General features: G+C 42.3%; 21 protein-coding genes. 13 read left to right on the top strand and 8 right to left on the bottom strand.

Going from position 1 to position 23,125, the window contains the following annotated elements:
* Positions 1 to 35: 35 nt before the first annotated feature.
* From M3205_RS16160 to lepB, 4 genes are all read left to right on the top strand, one after another.
* Positions 36 to 2,021, top strand: coding sequence for a S9 family peptidase (locus M3205_RS16160; RefSeq protein ID WP_251170866.1), 1,986 nt, complete (start codon positions 36 to 38; stop codon positions 2,019 to 2,021).
* Between the two features lie 264 nt (positions 2,022 to 2,285).
* The gene (locus M3205_RS16165) at positions 2,286 to 3,215 is read left to right on the top strand and encodes an LCP family protein (RefSeq protein ID WP_251170867.1); all 930 of its coding nucleotides are present in this window, start codon (positions 2,286 to 2,288) and stop codon (positions 3,213 to 3,215) included.
* Positions 3,216 to 3,342: 127 nt separating this feature from the next.
* A complete protein-coding gene (locus M3205_RS16170; protein WP_251170868.1) occupies positions 3,343 to 3,966 on the top strand; it encodes a TVP38/TMEM64 family protein in 624 nt (207 codons plus the stop codon).
* A 27-nt stretch (positions 3,967 to 3,993) separates the two neighbouring features.
* The gene (lepB, locus tag M3205_RS16175) at positions 3,994 to 4,548 is read left to right on the top strand and encodes a signal peptidase I (RefSeq protein ID WP_251170888.1); all 555 of its coding nucleotides are present in this window, start codon (positions 3,994 to 3,996) and stop codon (positions 4,546 to 4,548) included.
* Between the two features lie 64 nt (positions 4,549 to 4,612).
* Here lepB and M3205_RS16180 read toward each other — a convergent pair whose 3' ends face one another.
* Entirely contained in the window at positions 4,613 to 4,939 is a 327-nt protein-coding gene (locus M3205_RS16180; protein WP_251170869.1) for a hypothetical protein, read from the bottom strand.
* Positions 4,940 to 5,437: 498 nt separating this feature from the next.
* Between M3205_RS16180 and fabG the strand changes: the two genes are divergently transcribed.
* Positions 5,438 to 6,178, top strand: a complete 741-nt coding sequence (gene fabG, locus M3205_RS16185; protein ID WP_251170870.1) for a 3-oxoacyl-ACP reductase FabG — start codon at positions 5,438 to 5,440, stop codon at positions 6,176 to 6,178.
* 45 nt (positions 6,179 to 6,223) lie between these two features.
* Positions 6,224 to 7,402: a thiolase family protein gene (locus tag M3205_RS16190; RefSeq protein WP_251170871.1), complete on the top strand. Its 1,179-nt coding sequence runs from the start codon at positions 6,224 to 6,226 to the stop codon at positions 7,400 to 7,402.
* A 105-nt stretch (positions 7,403 to 7,507) separates the two neighbouring features.
* Here the strand turns inward: M3205_RS16190 and M3205_RS16195 are convergent, their stop codons facing one another.
* On the bottom strand, positions 7,508 to 8,659 hold the full coding sequence (locus tag M3205_RS16195; RefSeq protein ID WP_251170872.1) for an MFS transporter: 1,152 nt from the start codon (positions 8,657 to 8,659) through the stop codon (positions 7,508 to 7,510).
* Positions 8,660 to 8,806: 147 nt separating this feature from the next.
* On the opposite strand from M3205_RS16195, the gene addB reads away from it, so the two are divergent.
* From addB to M3205_RS16210, 3 genes are all read left to right on the top strand, one after another.
* Positions 8,807 to 12,313 (top strand): helicase-exonuclease AddAB subunit AddB, encoded by a 3,507-nt coding sequence (addB, locus tag M3205_RS16200; protein ID WP_251170873.1) that lies wholly within the window; start codon positions 8,807 to 8,809, stop codon positions 12,311 to 12,313.
* On the top strand, positions 12,291 to 16,049 hold the full coding sequence (gene addA / locus M3205_RS16205; protein WP_251170874.1) for a helicase-exonuclease AddAB subunit AddA: 3,759 nt from the start codon (positions 12,291 to 12,293) through the stop codon (positions 16,047 to 16,049). Before addB ends, addA begins: the two co-directional genes overlap by 23 nt.
* A 122-nt stretch (positions 16,050 to 16,171) precedes the next feature.
* Positions 16,172 to 16,468 carry an HNH endonuclease gene (locus tag M3205_RS16210; RefSeq protein ID WP_251170875.1) on the top strand — a complete coding sequence of 99 codons (297 nt, stop codon included), beginning with the start codon at positions 16,172 to 16,174 and terminating at the stop codon, positions 16,466 to 16,468.
* A 45-nt stretch (positions 16,469 to 16,513) separates the two neighbouring features.
* Here M3205_RS16210 and M3205_RS16215 read toward each other — a convergent pair whose 3' ends face one another.
* From M3205_RS16215 to M3205_RS16240, 6 genes are read right to left on the bottom strand one after another with little or no spacing between them, the layout of a single operon-like run.
* Complete coding sequence (locus M3205_RS16215) at positions 16,514 to 16,732, bottom strand: spore germination protein (protein WP_095243861.1); 219 nt, start codon at positions 16,730 to 16,732, stop codon at positions 16,514 to 16,516.
* A gap of 26 nt (positions 16,733 to 16,758) precedes the next feature.
* Positions 16,759 to 17,145: a spore germination protein GerPE gene (locus M3205_RS16220; protein WP_251170876.1), complete on the bottom strand. Its 387-nt coding sequence runs from the start codon at positions 17,143 to 17,145 to the stop codon at positions 16,759 to 16,761.
* Between the two features lie 7 nt (positions 17,146 to 17,152).
* Positions 17,153 to 17,329, bottom strand: a complete 177-nt coding sequence (locus tag M3205_RS16225) for a spore gernimation protein GerPD (protein ID WP_251170877.1) — start codon at positions 17,327 to 17,329, stop codon at positions 17,153 to 17,155.
* A complete protein-coding gene (gene gerPC / locus M3205_RS16230) occupies positions 17,326 to 17,931 on the bottom strand; it encodes a spore germination protein GerPC (RefSeq protein WP_251170878.1) in 606 nt (201 codons plus the stop codon). Before gerPC ends, M3205_RS16225 begins: the two co-directional genes overlap by 4 nt.
* Before the next feature lie 30 nt (positions 17,932 to 17,961).
* Positions 17,962 to 18,201 carry a spore germination protein GerPB gene (locus tag M3205_RS16235; RefSeq protein ID WP_251170879.1) on the bottom strand — a complete coding sequence of 80 codons (240 nt, stop codon included), beginning with the start codon at positions 18,199 to 18,201 and terminating at the stop codon, positions 17,962 to 17,964.
* 13 nt (positions 18,202 to 18,214) lie between these two features.
* Positions 18,215 to 18,436, bottom strand: a complete 222-nt coding sequence (locus M3205_RS16240; RefSeq protein WP_009331280.1) for a spore germination protein — start codon at positions 18,434 to 18,436, stop codon at positions 18,215 to 18,217.
* A 199-nt stretch (positions 18,437 to 18,635) separates the two neighbouring features.
* Here M3205_RS16240 and M3205_RS16245 point away from each other — a divergent pair, with 199 nt between their 5' ends.
* The 4 genes from M3205_RS16245 (at position 18,636) to M3205_RS16260 (ending at position 23,066) form a co-directional block, all read left to right on the top strand.
* Positions 18,636 to 20,228 (top strand): long-chain-fatty-acid--CoA ligase, encoded by a 1,593-nt coding sequence (locus M3205_RS16245; protein ID WP_251170880.1) that lies wholly within the window; start codon positions 18,636 to 18,638, stop codon positions 20,226 to 20,228.
* 120 nt (positions 20,229 to 20,348) lie between these two features.
* Positions 20,349 to 21,536 (top strand): DUF418 domain-containing protein, encoded by a 1,188-nt coding sequence (locus M3205_RS16250; RefSeq protein WP_251170881.1) that lies wholly within the window; start codon positions 20,349 to 20,351, stop codon positions 21,534 to 21,536.
* Between the two features lie 66 nt (positions 21,537 to 21,602).
* Complete coding sequence (locus M3205_RS16255) at positions 21,603 to 22,511, top strand: fumarylacetoacetate hydrolase family protein (protein ID WP_251170882.1); 909 nt, start codon at positions 21,603 to 21,605, stop codon at positions 22,509 to 22,511.
* Between the two features lie 198 nt (positions 22,512 to 22,709).
* Positions 22,710 to 23,066, top strand: coding sequence for a YisL family protein (locus M3205_RS16260; RefSeq protein WP_251170883.1), 357 nt, complete (start codon positions 22,710 to 22,712; stop codon positions 23,064 to 23,066).
* Positions 23,067 to 23,125 lie beyond the last annotated feature (59 nt).

A 23,125-nucleotide genomic window follows, 5' to 3' on the forward strand; every position in this document is an offset into this window, starting at 1 on the left:
ATAAGTAGAACACACAGTTAGGAAGGGTGAAATAAATGACGCAAAAAAGAACGATTAAACCAGAAGACCTTTATCATTTAAAATCTGCGGCTGATCCCCAGCTTTCCAGGAATGGATATGATTTGGCTTTTGTCGAGACCAGAATGCTTGAAGAGGAAAATACATATAGTTCAAATATTTTTTACATAAATACTGAAAAAAGCAATAAGCCTGTGCAGTGGACTTACGGCAAACACCGTAATCATTCACCCCGCTGGTCTCCAGATGGGGAGTTAATTGCATTTGTATCAGACAGAGTCGGGAAATCACAGATTTATGTAATGAGCAAAGCTGGCGGAGAAGCCAGACAGGTGACACATTGTGCAAATGGTGCTTCAAATCCTGTCTGGTCCCCTGATGGAAAGAAACTAGCCTTCAATCTTTCATTAAAACAGGGTGACTCCGCAGAAACACTGGAAAAACAGGAGAAAAAGGAAGAAAAGCCAGTACCGATTGAGATAGAAAAAATGAAGCACAAATCTGACGCCCAGGGTTTTTGGAACGGAAGGTACAGCCAGGTTGCCTTAATAGATATAGAAACTGGCGAGGTGGAACAGCTGACAACCGGAGAACATGATTTCCAATTGCAGGACTGGTCTCCAGATGGGCAATGGGTAGCTGTTACGGCAGATTTGAGTGAAGATAAGGATTTTTCTTTTTTAAGCGATGTGTATATCATCCATCTTGAAACAAAGGACATGAAAAAGATTACAAATGGCAATGGATATTTCGGAAGCGCTGCATGGTCCCCTGACGGAAAATACATAGGATTATTTGGGCATGAAAGGGAATTCGAAAATGCTACGCATACGAAAGTATGGGTGTATAACCTCGAATCTGAGCATTTGCAGTGCCTGACTGCAGAATCGGATATATTGGCTGGTGATTATGCCATTGGAGATTTCCAGCAGGGTGCAGTAACACCGGGAATTCTTTGGGCAGAGGACAGCAGAAGCTTTTATTTCCTGGCAACTGATCATGGCAATACCGTTGTTTACTATGGCTCTTTAGATGGAGAATTATATCCTGCCCTGCTGGATCAGCAGCATGTATACGGACTGACAACGGGTGGAACTATCAATAAAGCGGTTGTAGCCATCAGCAGGCCGTCAATTCCCGGGGAGTTATATTTACTTGATGTTCCTACAGGGGAATTAAAACAGCTGACAAAAGTCAATGAAGAGTTCCTGAGAGGGGTGGAACTGACAGATGCAGAGCCCATTCAGTTTAAATCTTCGGACGAGTGGGACCTCCATGGCTGGATCATGAAACCAGTCCATTTGAAAGAGGGCCAAAAAGCACCGCTTGTGCTTGAGATCCATGGAGGCCCCCATGCTATGTATGCCAATTCTTATTTCCATGAATTCCAATGCCTCGCTGCAAAAGGCTACGCGATTTTATTTATCAATCCACGGGGAAGCCATGGATATGGCCAGCACTTTGTAGATGCTGTCAGAGGAGATTATGGAGGCAGGGATTACGAGGATATTATGGATGCAGTCGATTACGCGCTCGAAAATTTCGATTTCATCGATAAAGAACGGCTGGGCGTAACAGGCGGAAGCTATGGAGGCTTTATGACAAACTGGATTATTGGACACACCAGCAGGTTCAAGGCAGCTGTCACTCAGCGTTCCATTTCTAACTGGATCAGCTTTTATGGAGTAAGTGATATCGGATACTATTTTACTGATTGGCAAATCAAAAGTGATATGAATGATATAGAAAAACTATGGAAACACTCTCCGCTTGCTTATGTGAATGACATAAATACACCACTCCTGATTCTTCACAGTGAAAAAGACTATCGCTGTCCAATCGAACAGGCAGAGCAGCTATTCATTTCCTTAAAGCATAGGAAGAAAACAGCAAAGTTTGTCCGGTTCCCTGAAGCCAATCATGAGCTTTCAAGAAGCGGAAAACCAAATTTGAGAATCAGCCGTCTCAACTATATAACCGGCTGGTTTGATGAATATCTTTGAGGTAAAACTGCAGGCCTTCGGGTCTGCGGTTTTTTCATAAGGGTGTAAAGGGACACAGAACTTGCCGATATAACAATGATGTCATTTTTTTATGCAAAAAACTATTTAAAATAAATTGCAAAGAATCCAATTCATCTGCAAAATATAAGGTATACAGGATATACCAGCATAGCTATCGAAACTTTTTAATGAACTATGCAGTCAAATATAGGTGAAGGTGTTAACACCCCTCCATAATTAGCTTTAAAGAAAGGACTTATACTTATGAGATCAGATAGATATGAAAAGAAGAAAAAGAAAGGAAAGTGGAGATCTGTCCTCCTAATTCTGCTTCTCTTGATTGCAGGAACCCTTGGCTATTCCTATTTTCAGTTTAAGCAAGGTGTTTCCCAGACAGAAGGAGAAGCAAACATACAGACGGAAGAGTTTGAATTTAATGGCGAAAAAGATAAATATGGCGGAACAAATATCCTGATTCTTGGAAGTGATGCAAGGGGTGAGGAGAAATCAAGGGCTGATACCATAATGGTTGCACAGTATCATCCTGAAAAGGGCACATATAAGCTGATTTCTTTTATGAGAGACATGTATGTGGACATACCTGGCCATGGGCAAAACAGAATAAATTCTGCTCTTGCTTATGGAGGCCCTGAGTTATTGAGGCAGACGCTCAAAGAGAACTTTGATATAGATATCAAATATTACTCGATTGTTGACTTTGAAGGCTTTGTACATTTAATTGATGAAGCTTTTCCCAGAGGTGTAGAAATTGATGTGGAAAAAAGAATGTCTGCCAATATCGGTGTAACACTCGAACCGGGCCTGCAACGGCTTGATGGAGAGCATCTCCTTGGGTACGTCAGGTTCAGGCAGGATGCAGTAGGGGACTTTGGGAGAGTAGAACGCCAACAGAAGGTAATGAAAGAAGTAGCAAGCCAGTTTACAAGCCTTCAGACGATTACGAAGCTTCCAAAACTAATCGGGGTGTTAACTCCTTTTGTAAATACCAATATGAACACGGGAGATATTCTGTATATCGGAAAAGATTTCTTATCAAAGGATAACAGGGATGTAGAGACTCTTCGTGTTCCTGTTGATGGAACATTTGAGAACGAGAGAATTAATGGTGCTGCGGTTCTGGGCATAAATAAAGAGGCGAATAAAGCGGCAATCCATGAATTTCTTTCTAAATAAAAAAGTTAGAAACACGGTTTTTGCCGGATTAGGTGTACAATAAAAGGGGAAATGGTAAAACTAGGGGAAACTTATTTATCAAAACGAGTGACTAAGGTATTGCTGCATAGTGGACAAGGAGATACTAATGGATTTTGAATTGCTCAAAGATTGGTTTACATTAGAGAATATAATGGATTTAATCCGGGAGTATCGTTCATTTGGACCTCTTCCGGGTATTCTGCTTCCAATGCTAGAAGCATTTTTGCCTTTTCTGCCTCTGTTTTTGTTTGTTATGGCAAATGCGAGTGCATTTGGTCTCTGGCTGGGGTTTTTATACTCCTGGATCGGAGCAGTTGCAGGAGCACTGCTTGTTTTCCTGCTGGTCAGAAAATATGGCCAGAAACGAATACTCCGTTTTTTGAAAAAAAATAAGCAGGTACAGAAGCTTATGAAATGGGTTGAAAAGCATGGGTTCGGGCCATTATTCATCCTGCTTTGTTTTCCGTTTACTCCTTCAGCGGTTGTCAATATTGTGGCTGGTCTTTCTAATATCAGTATCGCTCAATATATGCTGGCAGTCCTGACAGGAAAAATAGTGATGATTTTTACAATAAGCTTTGTCGGATATGATATCAGATCATTGATAACACAGCCCATTCGGACTGCTATTGTTGCACTGGTAATTTTCATTCTTTGGTATGTCGGCAAAATTATTGAAATAAAGATGAATATGAGCGTAGAAAAAGAACACGGGAAGAAAAAGCATTGACTGTATAAGTACTAGGGGAGATGAATGGTGAAGGAAGGATTGAGAAAAGAAGGAGCGGAATGGCTGAAGGCTTTTGCAATAGGCATTATCATCTTTGCTTTTATTCGGACTTTTTTCTTCTCCAATTACGTTGTAGAAGGGGAATCCATGATGCCTACCCTTCAGGATGGAAATAAGCTGATTGTCAATAAAATCGGCTATCAGGTCAGCGACTTAGAGCGCTTTGACGTCATTGTTTTCCATCATAACGATGAAGAAGACTTTGTAAAAAGAATAATTGGAATGCCTGGGGATGAAATCGCATACCGTAATGATGAATTATTTATTAATGGCAGGAAAGTGGATGAGCCTTATTTAGATAAGTACCGGAAAGAAATCTCAGGAGGCAAACTGACAGGTGACTTTACTTTGCTGGAGATGACGGGCACAGAAACTGTCCCGGAGGGCAAACTTTTTGTTATGGGAGATAATCGCCTCGGAAGCTGGGACAGCCGGCATTTTGGTTTTATTTCAGCCGGCCAGGTTGTAGGAAAAGTAAACCTTCGCTATTGGCCGTTTGATGAAATGGATGTGTCATTCTAACAGATTTTATAGTATAAAGGACTCGAATATTCGAGTCCCTTATTTTTGGCAGAAAGAGTTAATCTTAGATAACATGCAAATTAGGATTATCCCTATATTCAGGTTCGCAGTTTACACAAACGTTTTCATTATAATCAGTCATATTCACATCTTCACGATTGTATTCAATTCCGCAAAGAGAACAGCTAACCATACTTTCTTCTTCCAGTTCTTCCAGGTGAATGGGGATAGCGTCATTGATATTGATAGGCTCTACGGTAATTCCGCGTGAACTGGCCATTTCGGCTTTTAAGTATTCCTTTGCGGATTCTTCACTTTCCCAAAATCCCAAGTCCCACAACAGCTCTTGGGCGTCTCCGTTTTGTGTCATCAATCCATAAACAACTTTCATGATAAATGCCCCTTTCCAATTTGCTGTCTATTGTTTTATATTTCTTAGCCTATTTTGGCTGCGGTTAAACCGATTCAAGTAATTCCCAACAGTTCCCTTGAAAGACTGGAATCGTCATTTAAGAGGCTCTTTTCGTATAAATTGCAGTGAGAGGATGCTCAGTGAACCACGGGGCGGGCGGTGAGCATCCTTGACGCTACGCGTCTGTGGGGTCTCACCTGTCCCGCTACTCCCGTAGGACGTTGAATAGGCTACGTTGAGTAAACACCGCACGAAGAGAATGCGAATGCATTTTCGAGGATCTCGCACCTTCCACTACAATCAACTCAGTAAATATAATATAAATAGCAACAAACTTTGCGAAAACAGCCTTTAAGAATAATTGCAGGGGATACAGGAGAATCTGCGGGCTTTGTCGAATAAAAGCTGGTGTACATATTACCGATTTATTGCAGTTGTTAATGTCGGAATTTTGAATATATTGTGGAGGTGCGATTAATGAGACTTAAGGATAAAGTCGCTATTATTACAGGTGCAGCCAATGGGATTGGTCTCGCTGCAGCAGAAAGGTTTGCAGGTGAAGGAGCTGCAGTAGCCATGGCTGATTATGACGCAGATATGGGAATAACCAGAGCTCAAGAGCTCAAGGAAAAAGGATTAAATGTACAGTTCTTTCAGGTTAATGTCGCTGACAGGCAAAGCATAGACAGTATGGCGGAAGCTGTAAAAGCGGAACTTGGGAAAGTTGACATCCTTATCAATAATGCCGGAATAACCAGGGACGGGATGCTTTCAAAGTTATCCCCGGATGATTTTCAGGCCGTTATGGATGTGAATCTGTCAGGTGTTTTCCATTGTACACAAGCAGTGCTTCCATTCATGCTTGAGCAGGGAAGGGGAAAAATTATCAATACATCTTCTGTTTCCGGAATTTATGGGAATGTCGGACAGACAAACTACGCTGCAGCCAAAGCAGGTGTGGTGGGAATGACCAAAACCTGGGCAAAAGAACTCGGCCGAAAGGGAATTAACGTTAATGCCGTGGCCCCAGGATTTATCTCTACAGGCATGACAGCAAAAGTGCCGGAAAAGGTGATTGGGCAAATGCAAGGCATGGTTCCGCTGGGCAGGCTGGGAAAACCGGAGGATATTGCGAATGCATATCTGTTTTTGGCTTCGGATGAATCTGATTATGTGAACGGCACGGTCCTGCATGTAGATGGCGGTATAATGATGTAATAACCTGATTCCGAGCGGTATTAATAGTAAAAGGGGTGTAAAAGTATGAGGAATGTTGTAATAACATCAGCAGTAAGAACACCAGTCGGGACTTTTGGAGGGGCCTTTAAGGATCTTCTGCCGACAGATTTGATTGTTCCAGTATTAAAAGAGGCTGCAGAAAGAAGCAGTTTGCAGAACGGTGACGTGAATGAAGTAATTTTGGGACACTGTATTCAGCGTACAGATGAACCGAACACAGCAAGGACAGCAGCATTGCTTGCAGGTTTTGATGATACAACAACAGGGTTCACAGTCCAGAGACAATGTGCATCGGGTATGCAGGCCATTATTTCCGCTTCCCTGCAGATTGCATCAGGCATGTCAGATATCGTGATTGCAGGAGGAGTAGAAGCCATGAGCTCCAGTCCTTATGTATTAAAGCAGCATCGCTGGGGTGCCCGCATGCAGCATGGACAGGTAACCGACACAGTGTGGGAGATTCTCGAAGATCCAATCCATCATATCATGATGGGGGAAACAGCAGAAAACCTCGCAGAAATTCATTCCATCACAAGGGAAGAGCAGGATGAAGCGGCATTGCTTAGCCATAAGAGAGCCCTGCACGCAATTGAAAACGGTTACTTTGATTCACAAATCGTTCCAATTAATGTGAAGACCCGGAAAGGTGAAGTAACCGTTGCAAAAGATGAAAACCCGCGTGCGGACTTAACAGCGGAAAAGCTGAGCAGCTTGAAGCCGATTTTTAAAAAGGGCGGAACGGTAACGGCAGGGAACGCATCCAGCCTGAATGACGGCGGAGCAGCGCTGGTCCTCATGCCGGAAGAACTGGCTCTCGAAAGAGGACTGAAGCCGCTGGCAAAGATTTCTGGCTTCTCTGTTGCGGGAGTAGATCCGAAAGTAATGGGAAGAGGACCTGTTCCGGCAGTTGAAAATGGTCTTTCCAGTGTCAATTGGTCCCTTGAAGAAGTTGATTTGATTGAAGTTAATGAGGCATTTGCGGCCCAATATTTGGCTGTTGAGAGAGAACTTGGCTTAAACCGGGAAAAAGTAAATGTAAATGGAAGCGGCATCAGCCTCGGACACCCGATTGGATGTACAGGTGCCCGTCTTGTCGTAAGTCTTGTTCATGAGTTAAAGAGAAGAGGAGGCCATAAAGGAATAGCTTCTTTATGTGTCGGAGGCGGAATGGGAGCCACGGTATTTGTGGAAATGTACGAATAAAGAGTCTCTTCGGGGACTCTTTATTTATCTATGGGATCCTATCTCCTGAATAATAATCTTTACGGGAGTGAGGTAGCGCGGATATGGTTCCGCGCTTAGCCTATATTATGACTGAAGATCAAGAGCAGCTTCTTTTGATAGAAAATAACAAAAAATAAAATTTATAAGAAAAAACGCAAGAAGCAAATACAATACATTATGATATTGAAGAATCATGGCCGCTGGCGGTGCAAGGCTTGCACCGGTTAATAGTATAAAAGAATAGAGAGACAAGGCTTTCGCGCGGTCGGCTCCTGCAAGCATGCCAATCAATGTGATAACAGTGGGAACAAGAAGGGATATGGCTGCCACAAACATGATGGAAATACCCATCAGGCCATTCGTGCTGCTGAAGAAAAACATATTAATAATGCTGATTGTCCCCAAAAGTAAACCAAGCTTCAATGTGGAGTATGCCCCAATCCGCGTAATTAGTTTTCCGGTAAAGAGTGATAAAAGAGCCCCAATCAAACCCACTGCCCTTATTGTGAACAATTCCTCCATAGTTCCATTGAAATTTCTACCTAGGGCATCATAAAAAGCTGCGAACGAAAACAGAAGAGAAAAGGTGATGGCGTAACATTTGAGCAGGCTTCTCTGTTTTATAAGTTTTTTCAAAATAATAACAGTAGAAATCTTTGATTTGAATGGACGAGAAGCGTGGGGAAGTATTTTACACGAGACCAGGAAAAGAATGAAATAGCAAACTGCAAAGAAATAAAAAGTATAGTTCCATTTATAATAAAAAGTAATTGCCGAGCTGATCAGCTGCCCAACTATGCCCGCAGCAAGAAATCCTGTGTTAATGAAAACCAGCAGAAGCGTACGGCTCCTTGGCTGAAAAAGGTCAAAAGAATAAGCGAAGGCAACAGGTGCAAAGCTGCCGAGGGTTACTCCCTGAATTGACCTGGTAATATAGAGCGCCTCTGCACTAGGAGAGAGCCCGACGGCAAAAGTAGATAAAGCAGAGGCAAGCAAACCTGAAATTATAATTCTGCGTCGGCCAAATGTATCGGAAGCAGGTCCAAAGAATAATAGGCCAGCAGCATAAAAAAATGCAAAAAGACTTCCCCCGGCCACAATATGATTATCATCTACTTTAAATGAGTCCGCTATTTCCCCGTAAATTGGGATTAGTGTATAAATATTGCTGGCGACAAAAATGCCTGTAACTGTCAAAATGACTGAAGTTGCAAATAAGACCCGTTCTGAAATCATCCATATCACCTGCCGCTATAGTTTATGCAAGGACCAGTTGGGAGGAAAGTTGTCATTCCCATCATTTTGAAAAGCCCCATTCGAAAAATTGGCCAGCTAATATGATAAAATACTGATAGAAAGAGACCCTTTGGTAGGAGGAAAAATATGACCCTACGTTTATTGATAGGCCGTTCCGGGAGTGGTAAAACGGAATACTGCCTTAACCAAATCCGTGATGAACTGCGGTTTAATCCGGATGGAGATCCAATCATTTATTTAGTGCCGGAACAAATGACGTTCCTTTCAGAATATAAATTAATAACGACACCTGGCCTTGGCGGAATGATCCGCAGCCAGGTGTACTCTTTCACGCGCCTCGCATGGAGAATTCTTCAAGAAACAGGCGGCATGAGCAGATACCATCTTAATAGTGTAGGCATCAGTATGCTGATCCGCAAAATCATCGAAGATAAAAAGGATGATCTTAAGCTGTTTCAAAGGGCTGCAGACAAAAATGGCTTTATTCAGCAAGTAGAACAAATAATGACCGAATTTAAACGATATTGTGTAGTTCCCGAAGAACTGGCGGAGAGGCAAAACCAGCTCTCGGCAAACGGGAAGTCAAATAAGGCACTCCAGGACAAGCTGCATGATCTTGAGATAATCTATAAAAACTTTGAGGAATCCCTTTATGATAAATATACAGATTCAGAGGATTATTTCCGCCTGCTTGCGGAAAAAGCCTCCGATTCAGAGTATCTAATAAATGCAGAGGTTTATATAGATGGCTTTTACAGCTTTACACCACAGGAATATGCAATTGTTGAACAGCTGATGAAGCAGTGTAAAAACGTCACCATTACATTAACACTTGACCAGCTGTTTAAGAATAATGCTTCTAATGAGCTTCATTTATTCAGAATGCCGGGAGAGAATTATCAGACAATCAAAGAATTGGCTTCCCGCAACAAGCTGGATGTGGAAGAGATGATCCTTTCCGAGCAAAAAAGGTGGACAAAGCCTTCACTTAAGCATCTTGAATCCCATTTTGACAGCAGGCCAGCAGAGGCATTTACAGGAGATGCGGACATACACATTGGACAGGCAGTCAGCAGGAGGGCCGAAATTGAGGGCGTTGCCAGGGAAATTAATAAGCTTGTTCGTACAGATGGGTATCGCTACCGTGATATTGCTGTACTGGCAAGAAACGGCCAGGATTATCATGACATGATTGAAACAGTGTTCCGTGACTACGACATCCCATTTTTTATTGATCAGAAAAGAACAATGATGAATCACCCGCTCGTTGAGTTAATCCGATCAACACTTGAGATAATCAATGGGAATTGGCGATATGAACCGATTTTCAGAGCTATAAAAACAGAGCTGATTTTTCCGTCCAAGCTAAGCCCCGGAAAGCTTCGTGAGCAAATGGACAGACTTGAGAACTATGTTCTTGCTAATGGCATTCAAGGAGACAAATGGACGAAAAAGAAGAGATGGACATATAGAAGAATCAGAGGGCTGGAATTTGAAGCAGTTGCCCAGACTGATGCCGAGAAAAAAGTAGAAGATGAGTTAAATGATCTGCGCGAAATGATTACAAGCCCAATATTAAGGCTGCATAGGCGCTTGAGAAAGGCTGCTGATGGTCGCAGCTTTTGTGAAGCCTTATTCCTATACATGGAAGAATTGGATATTCCGCTGAAGATTGAGAAATGGAAAACTGCTCAGGAGGATAAAGGGAACCTTGTTAAGTCAAGGGAACATGGACAAGCATGGAATGCCATTATGGAGCTTCTGGATCAATATGTGGAAATGCTTGGTGAAGAAGAAATAAGCCTTAAGCGCTTTGCATCCATTCTTGAGGCCGGACTGGAGTCGCTTCGCTTTACGCTTGTTCCGCCTGCCATTGACCAGGTTATGGCGGCCGATCTGGAAAGATCAAGGCTAACTGATATTAAAGCTGCCTTTGTTATTGGGCTAAATGAAGGAGTACTTCCTGCCAAATTCTCAGAGGATGGGGTGCTGGCGGATGACGACAGGGAAACCCTGAACACGAACGGAATGAAATTGGCTCCTGGAAGCCGAACACGTCTGCTTGATGAGGAATTTATAGCATATAAAGCGTTTGTTACTCCCTCAGAAAAGCTATTTATAAGCTATCCATTGGCAAATGAAGAAGGTAAGGCACTTATGCCGTCTCCTTATATTAAGAGATTGGGAGATTTATTTCCTGATTGCAGGCATCATTCCTTCATGTCTGATCCGGCAGAGCTTAAAGAAACAGAGCAGCTGGAGTATGCTGATAACCTTAATACAGCATTATCGTATTTGACTTCACAGCTTCAGCTCAAAAAACGCAGCTACCCAATCTATGACCTCTGGTGGGATGTCTATAACTATTACCTTAAAAATGAACAGTGGAGAAGGCCTGCATTGAAGGTGCTTTCCAGCCTTAATTATGAAAACAGGACACTTCAGCTTGGTGAAGACGTCAGTAAGGAATTATATGGCGATCATATTCAGGCGAGTGTTTCGAGAATGGAATTATTCCATAGCTGTCCATTTTCCCATTTTGCTCAGCATGGACTAAGGCTGCGGGAAAGACAGGTATACCGCCTGGAGGCACCGGATATCGGGGATCTTTTCCATGCTGCTTTAAAATTTATTGCAGAAACAGTTATGACTCAGAAACTTTCATGGACAGATATGACGAGGGAACAGTGCGAGATTCTTGCAAAAGAAGCGGTTGAAATGCTTGCGCCTAAACTTCAAAATGAAATTCTCTTAAGCTCGAACAGGCATCACTATATTAAGAGAAAGCTAGAGCAAATTATCAGCAGGGCTTCATATGTCATCAGCGAGCATGCCAAATCAAGCGGGTTCTCGCCGGTGGGTCTCGAACTCGGGTTTGGTCCGAAAGGCGAGCTACCTTCGCTTGCTTTTCCTCTTAAAAACGGAGCTAAAATGGAGCTTGTAGGAAGAATTGACAGAGTGGACAAGGCTCAGGATGAAAACGGGACATTTTTACGGGTAATTGACTACAAATCCAGCTCCAAGGATCTGAATGTAAGTGAGGTTTACTACGGCATTGCTCTGCAGATGCTGACATATCTGGACATCATAATTGCCCATTCCGGCTCTTTAATTGGAACAAAGGCCGATCCGGCAGGAGTTCTTTACTTCCATGTCCATAACCCGATCGTCAGCACTTCAAAAATGATGACTTTGGAGGATATCGAGCAGGAACTCTATAAGAAATTCAAAATGAATGGCCTCCTGCTCGGAGATGAAAATGTAATCAGGTTAATGGACCAGACTATTGAGACCGGCGACTCATCCATTATCTCAGCGGGGTTCAAAAAGGACGGCACCCTTTCGAAGCGGTCTAAAGTAGCAAGTAAGCAGGAGTTTGATTATTTGCGCCGCTATGTAAGAAATATGTATAGGAGTACAGGCAATAAAATTACTGAGGGAAATGTTGAAATTGCCCCATATAAAATGAAGGAAAAAACACCGTGTACATTTTGTGCCTATAAATCTGTTTGCCAATTTGATGAATCTCTTGAAACAAATGATTACAGATTATTTACTCCTAAACCAAAAGAAGACATGATTGAAATCATCAAGAAGGAGGTGGAGGGAGATGAAAATGACCATACCGCCTAAGCCGGAAGGTGCAACCTGGACCGATGATCAATGGAAAGCAATCATGGCCAAGGGCCAGGATATACTGGTGGCTGCAGCAGCCGGATCAGGGAAGACCGCTGTTTTGGTTGAAAGGATTATCAATAAAATTATCGCAGATGAAGATCCTATTAATGTCGATGAACTGCTTGTTGTGACCTTCACAAATGCCTCGGCAGCTGAAATGAGGCACAGAATCGGCGAGGCTCTTGAAAAAGCGATTAATGATAATCCGCGATCTGCTCACCTCAGAAAACAGGTAAGCTTATTAAACAGAGCTTCCATCTCGACTTTACACTCATTTTGCTTAGAGATGATACGCAAATATTACTACATGACGGATATTGATCCGGGCTTTCGGATTGCTGATGAAACTGAAGTACAGCTTTTAAGGGATGAAGTACTCGAAGAGCTTTTCGAAGAGGAATACGGCAAAGAGGGAAATGAAGGATTCTTTGCACTTGTTGACACTTTTACAAATGACAGAAGTGACACTGCCCTTCAGGATATAATAAGGGACTTATACGATTTTGCCCGTTCCAACCCTTCGCCTGATCATTATCTTGATTCAATTGTTGAGATGTATGATGTGGAGGGAGTCAGCAGTCTCGAACAGCTTCCATTTGTCCGTTCGCTTTTGGAGGATATTGATCTTCAGCTGAAAGGAGCCAAACAGCTGCTTGAATATGGGCTTGAGCTGACCAAGCTTCCAGGGGGACCGGCTCCGAGAGCAGAGAACTTTATCGCAGATCTGCATGTTGTAAATACACTAATTGAAGCGAAAAATGATTCATGGACGATGCTGTATGAAGCGATGCAATCTTGGTCTTTTGGCAGAGCGAAAACGTGTAAGGGCGATGAATATGATGAAGGACTGGTCGAAAAAGCCAAAAAACTCAGGGAACAGGCCAAGAAAATCATAACCGGCCTGCAGGAAGAACTGTTTTTCCGCAGACAGGAAAGCTTCATGCGTGATATGGCGGAAATGAAGCCCCATATAGAAGAGCTTGTGAGGTTGGTTAAAGCATTCTCCATCCGCTTTGATCAGGTTAAAACCGAAAAAGGGCTTGTTGACTTTGCGGATCTAGAGCATTATTGCCTTGACATTCTTTCACTACCAGATGTGGAGGGACAGCTTTTGCCTTCAGAAGCGGCTCATGTCTGCAGAAATCAGTTCAAAGAAGTTCTTGTTGATGAGTATCAGGATACCAACATGGTTCAGGAAGCTATTTTGCAGCTGGTAACCGCAGATTCAGAAGAGAACGGAAATTTATTTATGGTAGGGGATGTTAAGCAGTCAATCTACCGTTTCCGCCTTGCAGAGCCTAATCTGTTTCTGAGCAAGTACACGCGATTTGACCGGGATGGAAAAAGAGCAGGGCTCAGAATTGATCTGGCGCGAAATTTCAGAAGCCGTAAAGAAGTTCTGCATGGTACCAACTATATCTTTAAGCAGATTATGGGGACGTCTGTCGGTGAAATAGAGTATGACCAGGCAGCCGAACTTATTAAAGGAGCTCCCTATTCAGAGGACCAGGAGCAGCCTGTTGAGCTTGCTATTATCGATCTTGAAGGAAACGAAAAGAGAGAACCGGACCCTGAATCCATGGATGAGTGTTTTGACAGCGAAGATTTAGCACAGTCACAGCTCGAAGCCAGATATATGGCTTCTAAAATTAAAGAAATCATTGGGAATCGGAAAGAAGTTTACAACACAAAGACTCATTCCGGAAGGCCTGCCAAGTACAGGGATATTGTCATCCTGCTTCGTTCCATGACATGGGCTCCTCAGATAATGGAGGAATTCAAACAGCAGGGCATCCCTGTTTATGCCAGTCTTTCCAGCGGTTATTTTGAAGCAACAGAGGTAGCGATTATGATGTCGCTTCTAAAAGTGATAGATAATCCGTATCAGGATATTCCACTGGCATCGGTTCTGAGATCTCCTATTTTGGGTTTGACCGAAGAAGAGCTTGCGCAAATCAGGATTCAGAATAAAAGGGGTTCATTTTATGAAGCATTAACTTCTTTTTGCCGGAATCATCCAACCCTTGAAACGGGAGAATTATATGAAAAGGTCTGGCCATTTTTTAATGCTCTTGAAGAATGGCGTGGAATGGCGCGCCAGGGTTCCCTTTCTGAGCTGATTTGGCATCTCTATAGAGAAACCAGATTTTATGATTTTGTCGGCGGGATGCCAGGCGGAAAACAGAGGCAGGCAAATCTTCGCGCATTGTACGACAGAGCCAGACAGTATGAAGCGACTTCATTCAGAGGATTATTCCGTTTTTTAAGGTTTATTGAACGAATGCGTGACAGAGGCGATGATCTTGGTGCTGCCCGCGCTTTAGGTGAGCAGGAAGATGTTGTCCGTCTTATGACAATCCACAGCAGCAAGGGTCTTGAATTTCCCTTTGTTTTCATTGCAGGGCTTGCACGCAACTTTAATACGATGGACTTGAAAAAGCAATATATGCTTGATAAGGAATTTGGATTTGCTGCAAAATATGTAAATGCCGAGAAGCGAATTTCGTATCCCTCTCTGCCGCAAATTGCTTTTAAACGAAAAAAGAAAATGGAAATGCTAGCTGAAGAAATGCGGGTTCTATATGTTGCTTTAACGAGGGCGAAGGAAAAGCTGTACCTGGTTTCGTCTGTCAAAAGTGCAGATAAAAAATTAAATAAGTGGCTGCAGGTATCCGAACATAAAGAATGGCTACTGAATGAGTATGAAAGGGCTTCTGCAAACAGTTATCTGGACTGGATTGGCCCGTCTCTTGTCCGGCATCGGGATTGCGAGGCATTGAGAGCGGATGTGCAGGTAGATCCTCTTGTCCTGGGTGATATACTTGAACACCCTTCCTGCTGGAATATAACCATAATTAAAAGTGAAGAAGCTGCTGTTCTTCCGGAAGAAGCCAATGAGGGCGAAACGGATTTGCTGAAATTGGTTTATGAAGGAAAAGCTGTTCCGGTAGAATCCGCTCATAAGGATAAAGTTGAGGAACAGCTTTCCTGGAAATATACCTTTAAGCAGGCAGCTCAAGCCAAATCTAAACAATCGGTCTCCGAAGTGAAAAGGCAGCGGGAGATTTTTTCTGAAGAAGACAGCGGTACTGAATTAATCCGTAAAATCAGTAAACCAATGCTCAGCCGGCCTCGCTTTATGCAGGAAAAATCGCTTTCTCCAGCTGAACGGGGTACTGCTATGCATGCTGTCATGCAGCATCTTGATTTCAGCCGGTCTGTAACAGTGGAAACAATATCCTCCAAAATGGATGAGATGGTCAGGAAAGAATTGCTCACTGAAGAGCAGTGTGCCAGTATTGACCCACAGTGGATCTTGCAATTTTTCGAAACTGAACTGGGACAAAGAATGGTTCAGGCTATATCGGTACGCCGAGAAATTCCATTCAGTTTATCTTTCCCTGCCCGGGAAATTTATTCAGATTGGCAGGGTGAAGATGAACCTGTTCTCATCCAGGGGATTGTGGACTGTGTATTTGAAGATGAGCATGGTATGGTGCTCCTGGATTATAAAACGGATGCAATCAGCGGCCGTTATAAGGGAGGGTTTGCTGAAGCCAAACCCGTTCTTGAAAACAGGTACAAAGTACAAATTGATATGTACACCAGAGCATTGGAACAGATTTTAAAAAGAGAAGTCAATGAAAGATACCTGTTTTTCTTTGATGGTGCTCACACAATTAAGTTATAGAAAAAGCCGGCAAGGGAACTTGCCGGCTTTAGTTTATGTACAGCAGGTGTATTTATAAAACATCCCCGCGATATACTACCGTCCGAATATAAAGGGTAATGTAAAGATGAAGGAGGGGTAGCATGAAAAAAAAACGCACAGAAACCGTCTGCGAGTTGTGCCTGAGAGAGGATACTGATATAACAGTCCACCATTTAACGCCGAAAGAATTGGGGGGCACCTTCCTGCCGACCGCTGAATTATGCAAACCTTGCCATAAGCAGATTCATGCTTTATATACGAATGCAGAGCTGGCTGTACGGCTGAATTCAATCGAGTTATTGCAGCAGGATGATAAAGTCAGGAAATTTTTGAAATGGATCAGGAAGCAGCCATCATCTAAGCTGACAAAAGCAAGGAAGTCGAAGAAAGGAAATTAAAAGGACGATAACAAAGGTGCTATCGTCCATGATACGCTCTTTAAATTAGTTATTGCCGACATTAGGCTGATCAACCAGACTTGTATCCAGAACGTTACTGGCGCTAAGGCCATTGTTCGTAATGATAAAACCGCCTGTGTTAGCGGCACCCTGTCCGGTTGTTGATTTGGAATTGTTTTTAGGAGAGATATAAAGGGAGTCTCCGAATTGAACAATTCCCCCGCTGACATTGATGATTTGTACCGGTCCGATAATAGCTGGCATGTAAAACATCCTTTACGAAAAAATTGTCATTCTTGAGAAGTACTGTTTTTGGGATATACCTGACGGATATGCTTGACTCGGGCTTCCATTGAAATATTCTCACTGTTGCCGATATGAATGACAGATGATGAGGAAACCCCGATAATATCAATGTTCTGAACTCGAATGATCGGATTGAGCTGTGTTGTCTGCATCGTTATGTTTTCTTTAATAGGGATCAAAGGAATGGGTTCCCTGAATACAGGATAGACTGAAAAATTCCCTTCCCTCGCGTTAAAATACTCAACTTCACGCTGGGCAGCAATCGCTCTTGAGAATCCTTTAATAAAGCATGAGTCCCCAATTTCAAATACAGAAGAAAAGGCAATGGTGTCAATATTGATCTTATCAACAGATGATGTTCTTTGCAGCATAGGCCGCTTACTCCGGTGTCAGAGGCACAAATGGCCCTATCAGAAGTGACTCAGCGGGTGTATCAAAAGTGGCGGCCAGCTGGATCGTTTGTGTATCCCCCACCATCAAAACAGATGAACTGGATACACCCAGTACTCTTATGCTGCCAACGCACAGATCTCTGTTATATACCTGATAATTCATTCATTATTCATTCCCTTCATATTCTCCGGCAAATGCGAAATAAAGGCATAGACCCCATTGTGGATCTCCTTTTTTATCAGCTCGATAATCTCTTCGTTATTTTCCTGCCCGGAGCGATCAGATGCCTGCTTCTGGATATAGAAGTCAATCCGGTTAGGCAGCTGCTTCTTGATATCTTCTTTAATAAAAGTAATATACGAGTCATCTACATTGACATTTAATTCCTTCTGGGCATAAGCTGTAATTTCAGGAAGTTCCCGTTCTAAATACTGATAAATGGCGTCTTCGATTTCCATCGTTCTCTTCATCTGGTTTTTAGGCGAAATAGGTGCTTTAATGTTTTTGTTATCTACGGCAAAATCTTCAATGTTTTGCAGCTCAGAAGGGTTTAAGCCAATATTTAAAGTACCTTCAAGAGACTCTACCTTAAGCTGGTCAAATTTATACTCAATCCGATCGACCTGCATTGGCGGACGGCTTTTCAGAACTTCAGTTTCTTCCTGAAGTTTTTTCACCGCAGCTTCAAGTCTCCGTATTCGCTTTTCCTGTGCTTCTACAAAAGCATGCAATTGCTGAATATAGGTATTTAATTGCTGATTCAAGCGCACCACCTCGCTTATAAAAAAATGAAATTATCGTTTCTGGGCACCAGTCAGAGGTACAGAAGGTGACAGAAAAACACTTTCCCCAGAAGGTCCCGCAGGCGCCGGACCTTCCGCTTCAGGTGCAGGCTCGGTAAAGCCGCCAGTGTTATACAAATAAGCCGCAGGCTTTATAATGCCTGCACTTCCAATCTGCATGACGGAAGAGTTTGTGATCCCGCCGATCTTTATAAAATTAATATGAATGGATTGCTGTATATAAAAATTCATAGTATCACCCGTTTTAAGCATTGAAATAATTACCCTGATCCACGCCATCACAATCATAAGTGTTTGTTGTGCTCCGGTGATTGTAAACATTCAGGCCATCCCCAGTGTTAAACGATCCGGCACCTGAAAAGGTCTTGGCGTTAGAAACTGGCATGATTTTATAAACGTCCCCAATATTAAAGACAGAACTGCTCCCGATCGATATGACCTGTGCGACTCCCACAATAGCTGGCATATATAACACCCTTTAAAATGATTTCTTGTATATCGTATGTGCCTAATTGCTGAATGTGATTAATCAGCCCAATAATTCTCGGTTGTACGTTAATTCTAGGCGAAACTAAAATGTTATATAACAGACAAAAATAGCGTGAAACTGTTTTGAATTTTGTGATAATATTAAATGAACAAAATTTTCTGTGAGGTGTCATAAAATGAGTGTTCCATTAATACTTACGCAGTTTTTAGACCGTGCAGTGTCCCTTTACGGTTCCAAGAAAGCCATTTTTGCAGATGATCGAACTTTTACATATGAGGAATTGAACACAAGGGTTAATCAACTCTCTCATGGTTTAAAAGTTTCAGGTATTCAAAAAGGGGACAGGGTTGCTTACCTGGCACCCAATTCAGTTGAAATGCTGGAGGGGTTTTATGGAGTTTTTCAGCTGGGTGGAATAATGGTTCCGCTAAATATCAGGCTGAAGCCGGAAGACTATCTGTTTATATTGAATCACAGCGAATCCAAAATTCTGTTTGTAGATCAGGACCTTTACCATCTAATACTTCCTGTAAAAGATCAACTGAAAACTGTGGAAAAAATCTTCGTGCATTATAAAGAAGAAAATACAGAAGAAACTGATTATGATATATGGCTCGGCAGCCAGGACAGCAGTCCTTTTCAAAGAGAGGTTCTGGACGAAAATGACGTTTGCAGCCTTTTATATACAAGCGGTACAACCGGTAATCCTAAAGGTGTCATGCTGACCCACCGTAATAATTATCTGCATGCGTTGTCAACTATGCATCATTTGAGGGTCAGCGATCAGGATGTATTGCTGCATGTCCTGCCGATGTTTCATGTGAATGGATGGGGCTCTCCTTTTTATTACACGGCAAATGGCGCTGCTCAGGTGTGTATGAGAAAAGCTACGCCGGAAAAGATATTTGACGCCCTCAAGGAGCATAAAGTATCAGTCATGCATATGGCTCCCACTGTACTGAATTCACTGATGCAGCATTATGAACAATTTGCTCCTTCTGTTGAGCAGGATGTCAGGGTGGTTATAGCTGGATCGGCGCCTCCGCCGGCTTTTGTAACAAGAGTGGAAAAGGAGCTTGGATGGGAGTTCATACAGGTATATGGCATGACTGAATCATCTCCACTAAGCACAGTATCGACGATTCGTTCTCACCTTCAGGAACTTCCGCTTAACCAGCAGTACCGGATGAAAGCAAAGGCAGGACATCAGATGATTGGCTGTGAAGTCCGGGTAATCAATGAACGCGGTGAAGAAGTTGCCCATAATGGCAAAGAAATTGGTGAGGTAGTTGTCCGCAGCAACGGGGTAATGAAAGGCTATTGGAAAAATGAAGAGGCAACAATGGAAGCGATTCGGGACGGCTGGCTTTACACAGGTGATATGGGAAATATAGATGAATATGGCAATATAGAAATTGTTGACCGGAAAAAAGATATTATTATCAGCGGCGGGGAAAACATCTCATCCATTGAAGTAGAAGGGGTTTTATACGAGCACCCTGCTATCTCAGAAGCAGCTGTCATAGCAGTGCCTCACGAAAAGTGGGGGGAAACGCCTCATGCCTTTATAGTTGTGCGAAATGGGAATACACTGACTGAGCAGGAGATTATCAGTTTTACCAGGGAGAAACTGGCTCACTTCAAAGCTGTAACGGGAGTGACTTTTGTCGATGAGCTGCCGAAAACGGCTTCAGGGAAAATCCAAAAAATCCACCTTCGGAACAGCTATTGGGAGTCAAAAGGGAAAACAGACCGTTTTGTTAATTAATGTTGATTGCCTGCCAGCTCCAGCGCCCAGTTACATGCGCTGGAGCATTTTTTTTCTGGACAAGCTGAATTCAGCTCTCTATCATTAAGGTAAGATTTTTTATATAGAAGGAGGCGCTTTATGGACAGGCAGGTCAGCCCGGTTCTGGAGAAGGATCGGATCATATCGCTGGATATTATGAGAGGCTTTGCCATTCTCGGGATTTTTTTAGTTAATATGCTTTCCTTCCATTCACCATATCTGTACATTGATCCTTTTGAATGGTGGGACAGTCCTGCAGATAAAGGGGCCTATGCATTTATCGATATCTTTGTGCAGGCAAGCTTCTATCCTTTGTTTTCAATGCTGTTCGGTTATGGGATAGTCATTCTGAGGGAGAGGGCAATGGCCAAAGGCCTTGGTTTCGGAGGAATGGCTGCTAGGAGATTTTCCTTTTTGCTGCTGATAGGCATCATTCACGCTTTTCTTATTTGGCATGGGGACATCTTAATAAACTATGCAATCTTTGGCTTTATCTTTTTAATATTTGTAAAAATGTCAGGAAAAAATATGCTTTTAACCGGAATATTGCTTTATATCATTCCCAATCTGCTATTTGTTCTATTGTTTTTTGCAACAGTTTTGTTTGTTCCTCCTGAAGATCTGTCAGTCTATGACAAAGAAGCCGCATTAGCTTCCTTACAGGCCTATCAAAATGGAAGCTTTACCGAGATTACCTCACAGCGCATCCAGGATTGGTCAGGTGTTAATAATCTTGCTTCACTGCCTATCATGCTGGCATCTATTTTTCCTTTATTTTTAATAGGTGGAGGAGCAGCCAAGCTGCGATGGCTTGAGGAACCAGTAAAAAACCGGGCACTCCTCATAAGAATTATGCTGATTTCTTTCGCTGCAGGGCTTTTGTTCAAATTGCTGCCTTACATAATGGAAAGCAACCTCGGACTGGATTACATGCAGGACATATTCGGAGGTCCGCTGCTGGCTATTGCTTATGGTTTAGGGATAGCGGTGATGATAAACAATAGTCATGGACCAGGATTTCTGCTGCCGCTCTCATATGTTGGGAAATTATCGCTCTCAAATTATCTTTTCCAGTCTATTATCTCGACTTTTATTTTTTACAGTTATGGATTAGGCTTCTATGGAAAGGTCTCTGCATTTGGGGGGACACTTTTAGTTATGGTCATCTTCGCTTTCCAGGTCCTTATCAGCCGCTTATGGATTACCCGCTATTATTATGGACCGGTCGAATGGCTCTGGAGGAGCTTTACTTATTTGAAGGTCCCTAATTGGAAGAGAAAAGGTTAAAAATGTCCAAAAAACTGAAAATTTATATTATACTAAAAAAGTGAAAAATAGAATGAGGTGATAAGAATGAAAATTGTTACTTTTAAGGATAGCACAGAAAGCGGTGTTGGTTTACTCGACGAGACCGGAACAAAGGTGATTCCGCTAAAAACAGCTTTAGAAAAAATGGAAGGCAAAAGTGAGTTGCCGGCGACTTTGAAGGAATGTATTGCTTTAGGGGATAAGTTCATTGATAAAGTACATAGTTTAACAGATTGGCTAAGCAGTAATCCTGCAAGGGAAGAACTCTTTCACCCGCTCACTTCCGTTGCATTGGAAGCACCGATTCCCCGTCCGGATAAGAATATCTTTTGTGTAGGCAAGAATTATGCCGAGCATGCCATTGAGATGGGGAGCAAAGAAGATATTCCAGAGTACATAATGGTCTTTACAAAATCGCCAACAACGGTCATAGGACCTGATGCAACAGTCTTGAATCACAAAAATGTCACTGCAGAGCTGGATTATGAAGGAGAGCTTGCCGTTGTAATCGGAAAAAAGGGACGGGCGATTCCAAAGGAAAAAGCATTTGAACACATTTTTGGCTATACGATCATTAATGATGTGACAGCAAGGGATCTGCAATCCCGCCATAAGCAATTTTTCATCGGTAAAAGCCTGGATTCCACATGCCCGATGGGACCATGGATTGTCCATAAATCAGCTGTTGAAAACCCGAATCAGCTTGATATTCAAACAAAGGTAAACGGAGAGATCCGACAAAGTTCAAATACTGAAAACTTTATCTTTCCAATCGAGGAAATCATCTCTGTCCTGTCAAAGGGCATGACACTTGAGCCTGGAGATATTATTGCTACAGGAACTCCCGCAGGGGTAGGCAAGGGCTTTAAGCCTCCGCGTTTTCTTAAGCCGGGAGATAAAGTAGAAATTACAGTAGAAAATATAGGAACTTTGACCAACTTTATAGAAAAATAAAATAAAGATGGCCAGTGTAAAAAACACAGGCTTTTAAGAATATACTTTATAATTTTAGAATGTCAATGATATAAGTCACATTTTGTCATAAATAGTTCACAAATTTGCCTTTAGATAATCTTTTTCTGCATCTTAACTTTAGGAATTTCAAAGTCAATATGGTATGATGATATCGAATTTACATTAGGAGGCACTGGAATGATACATGCCCATATAACAACATGGTTTTTAGCACTTGTTCTATTTATTATTGCCCTTATACTGCATAAAAGCGGCAAACAAAAAGGTTTAAAAATGGTTCAAATGATTTTGAGATTATTTTATCTGCTAATCATTGGAACAGGAGTTTGGATTTTAAGCAGCCTTAACAGCATCGACCTTCTTTATGTGTTGAAGTCATTAGTAGGCATTTGGGTAATTGCTATGTTAGAAATGATTATCATCCGTACTGTCAAAGGGGAAAAGACTTCTATTTTATGGGGACAGTTCATTGTCGCTCTAATCCTGGTTCTATATTTAGGATTTGTTAAATTGCCATTAACTTTTATGACGTGAATATGGATATTTATAGAAAAGGCTGCCGAAAAGGCAGCTTTTTCTATTTTTGTCATATC

It is taken from the genome of Cytobacillus firmus, from assembly GCF_023715565.1.
In the GTDB taxonomy this organism is placed as follows: Bacteria; Bacillota; Bacilli; order Bacillales; family Cytobacillaceae; genus Cytobacillus; species Cytobacillus firmus_C.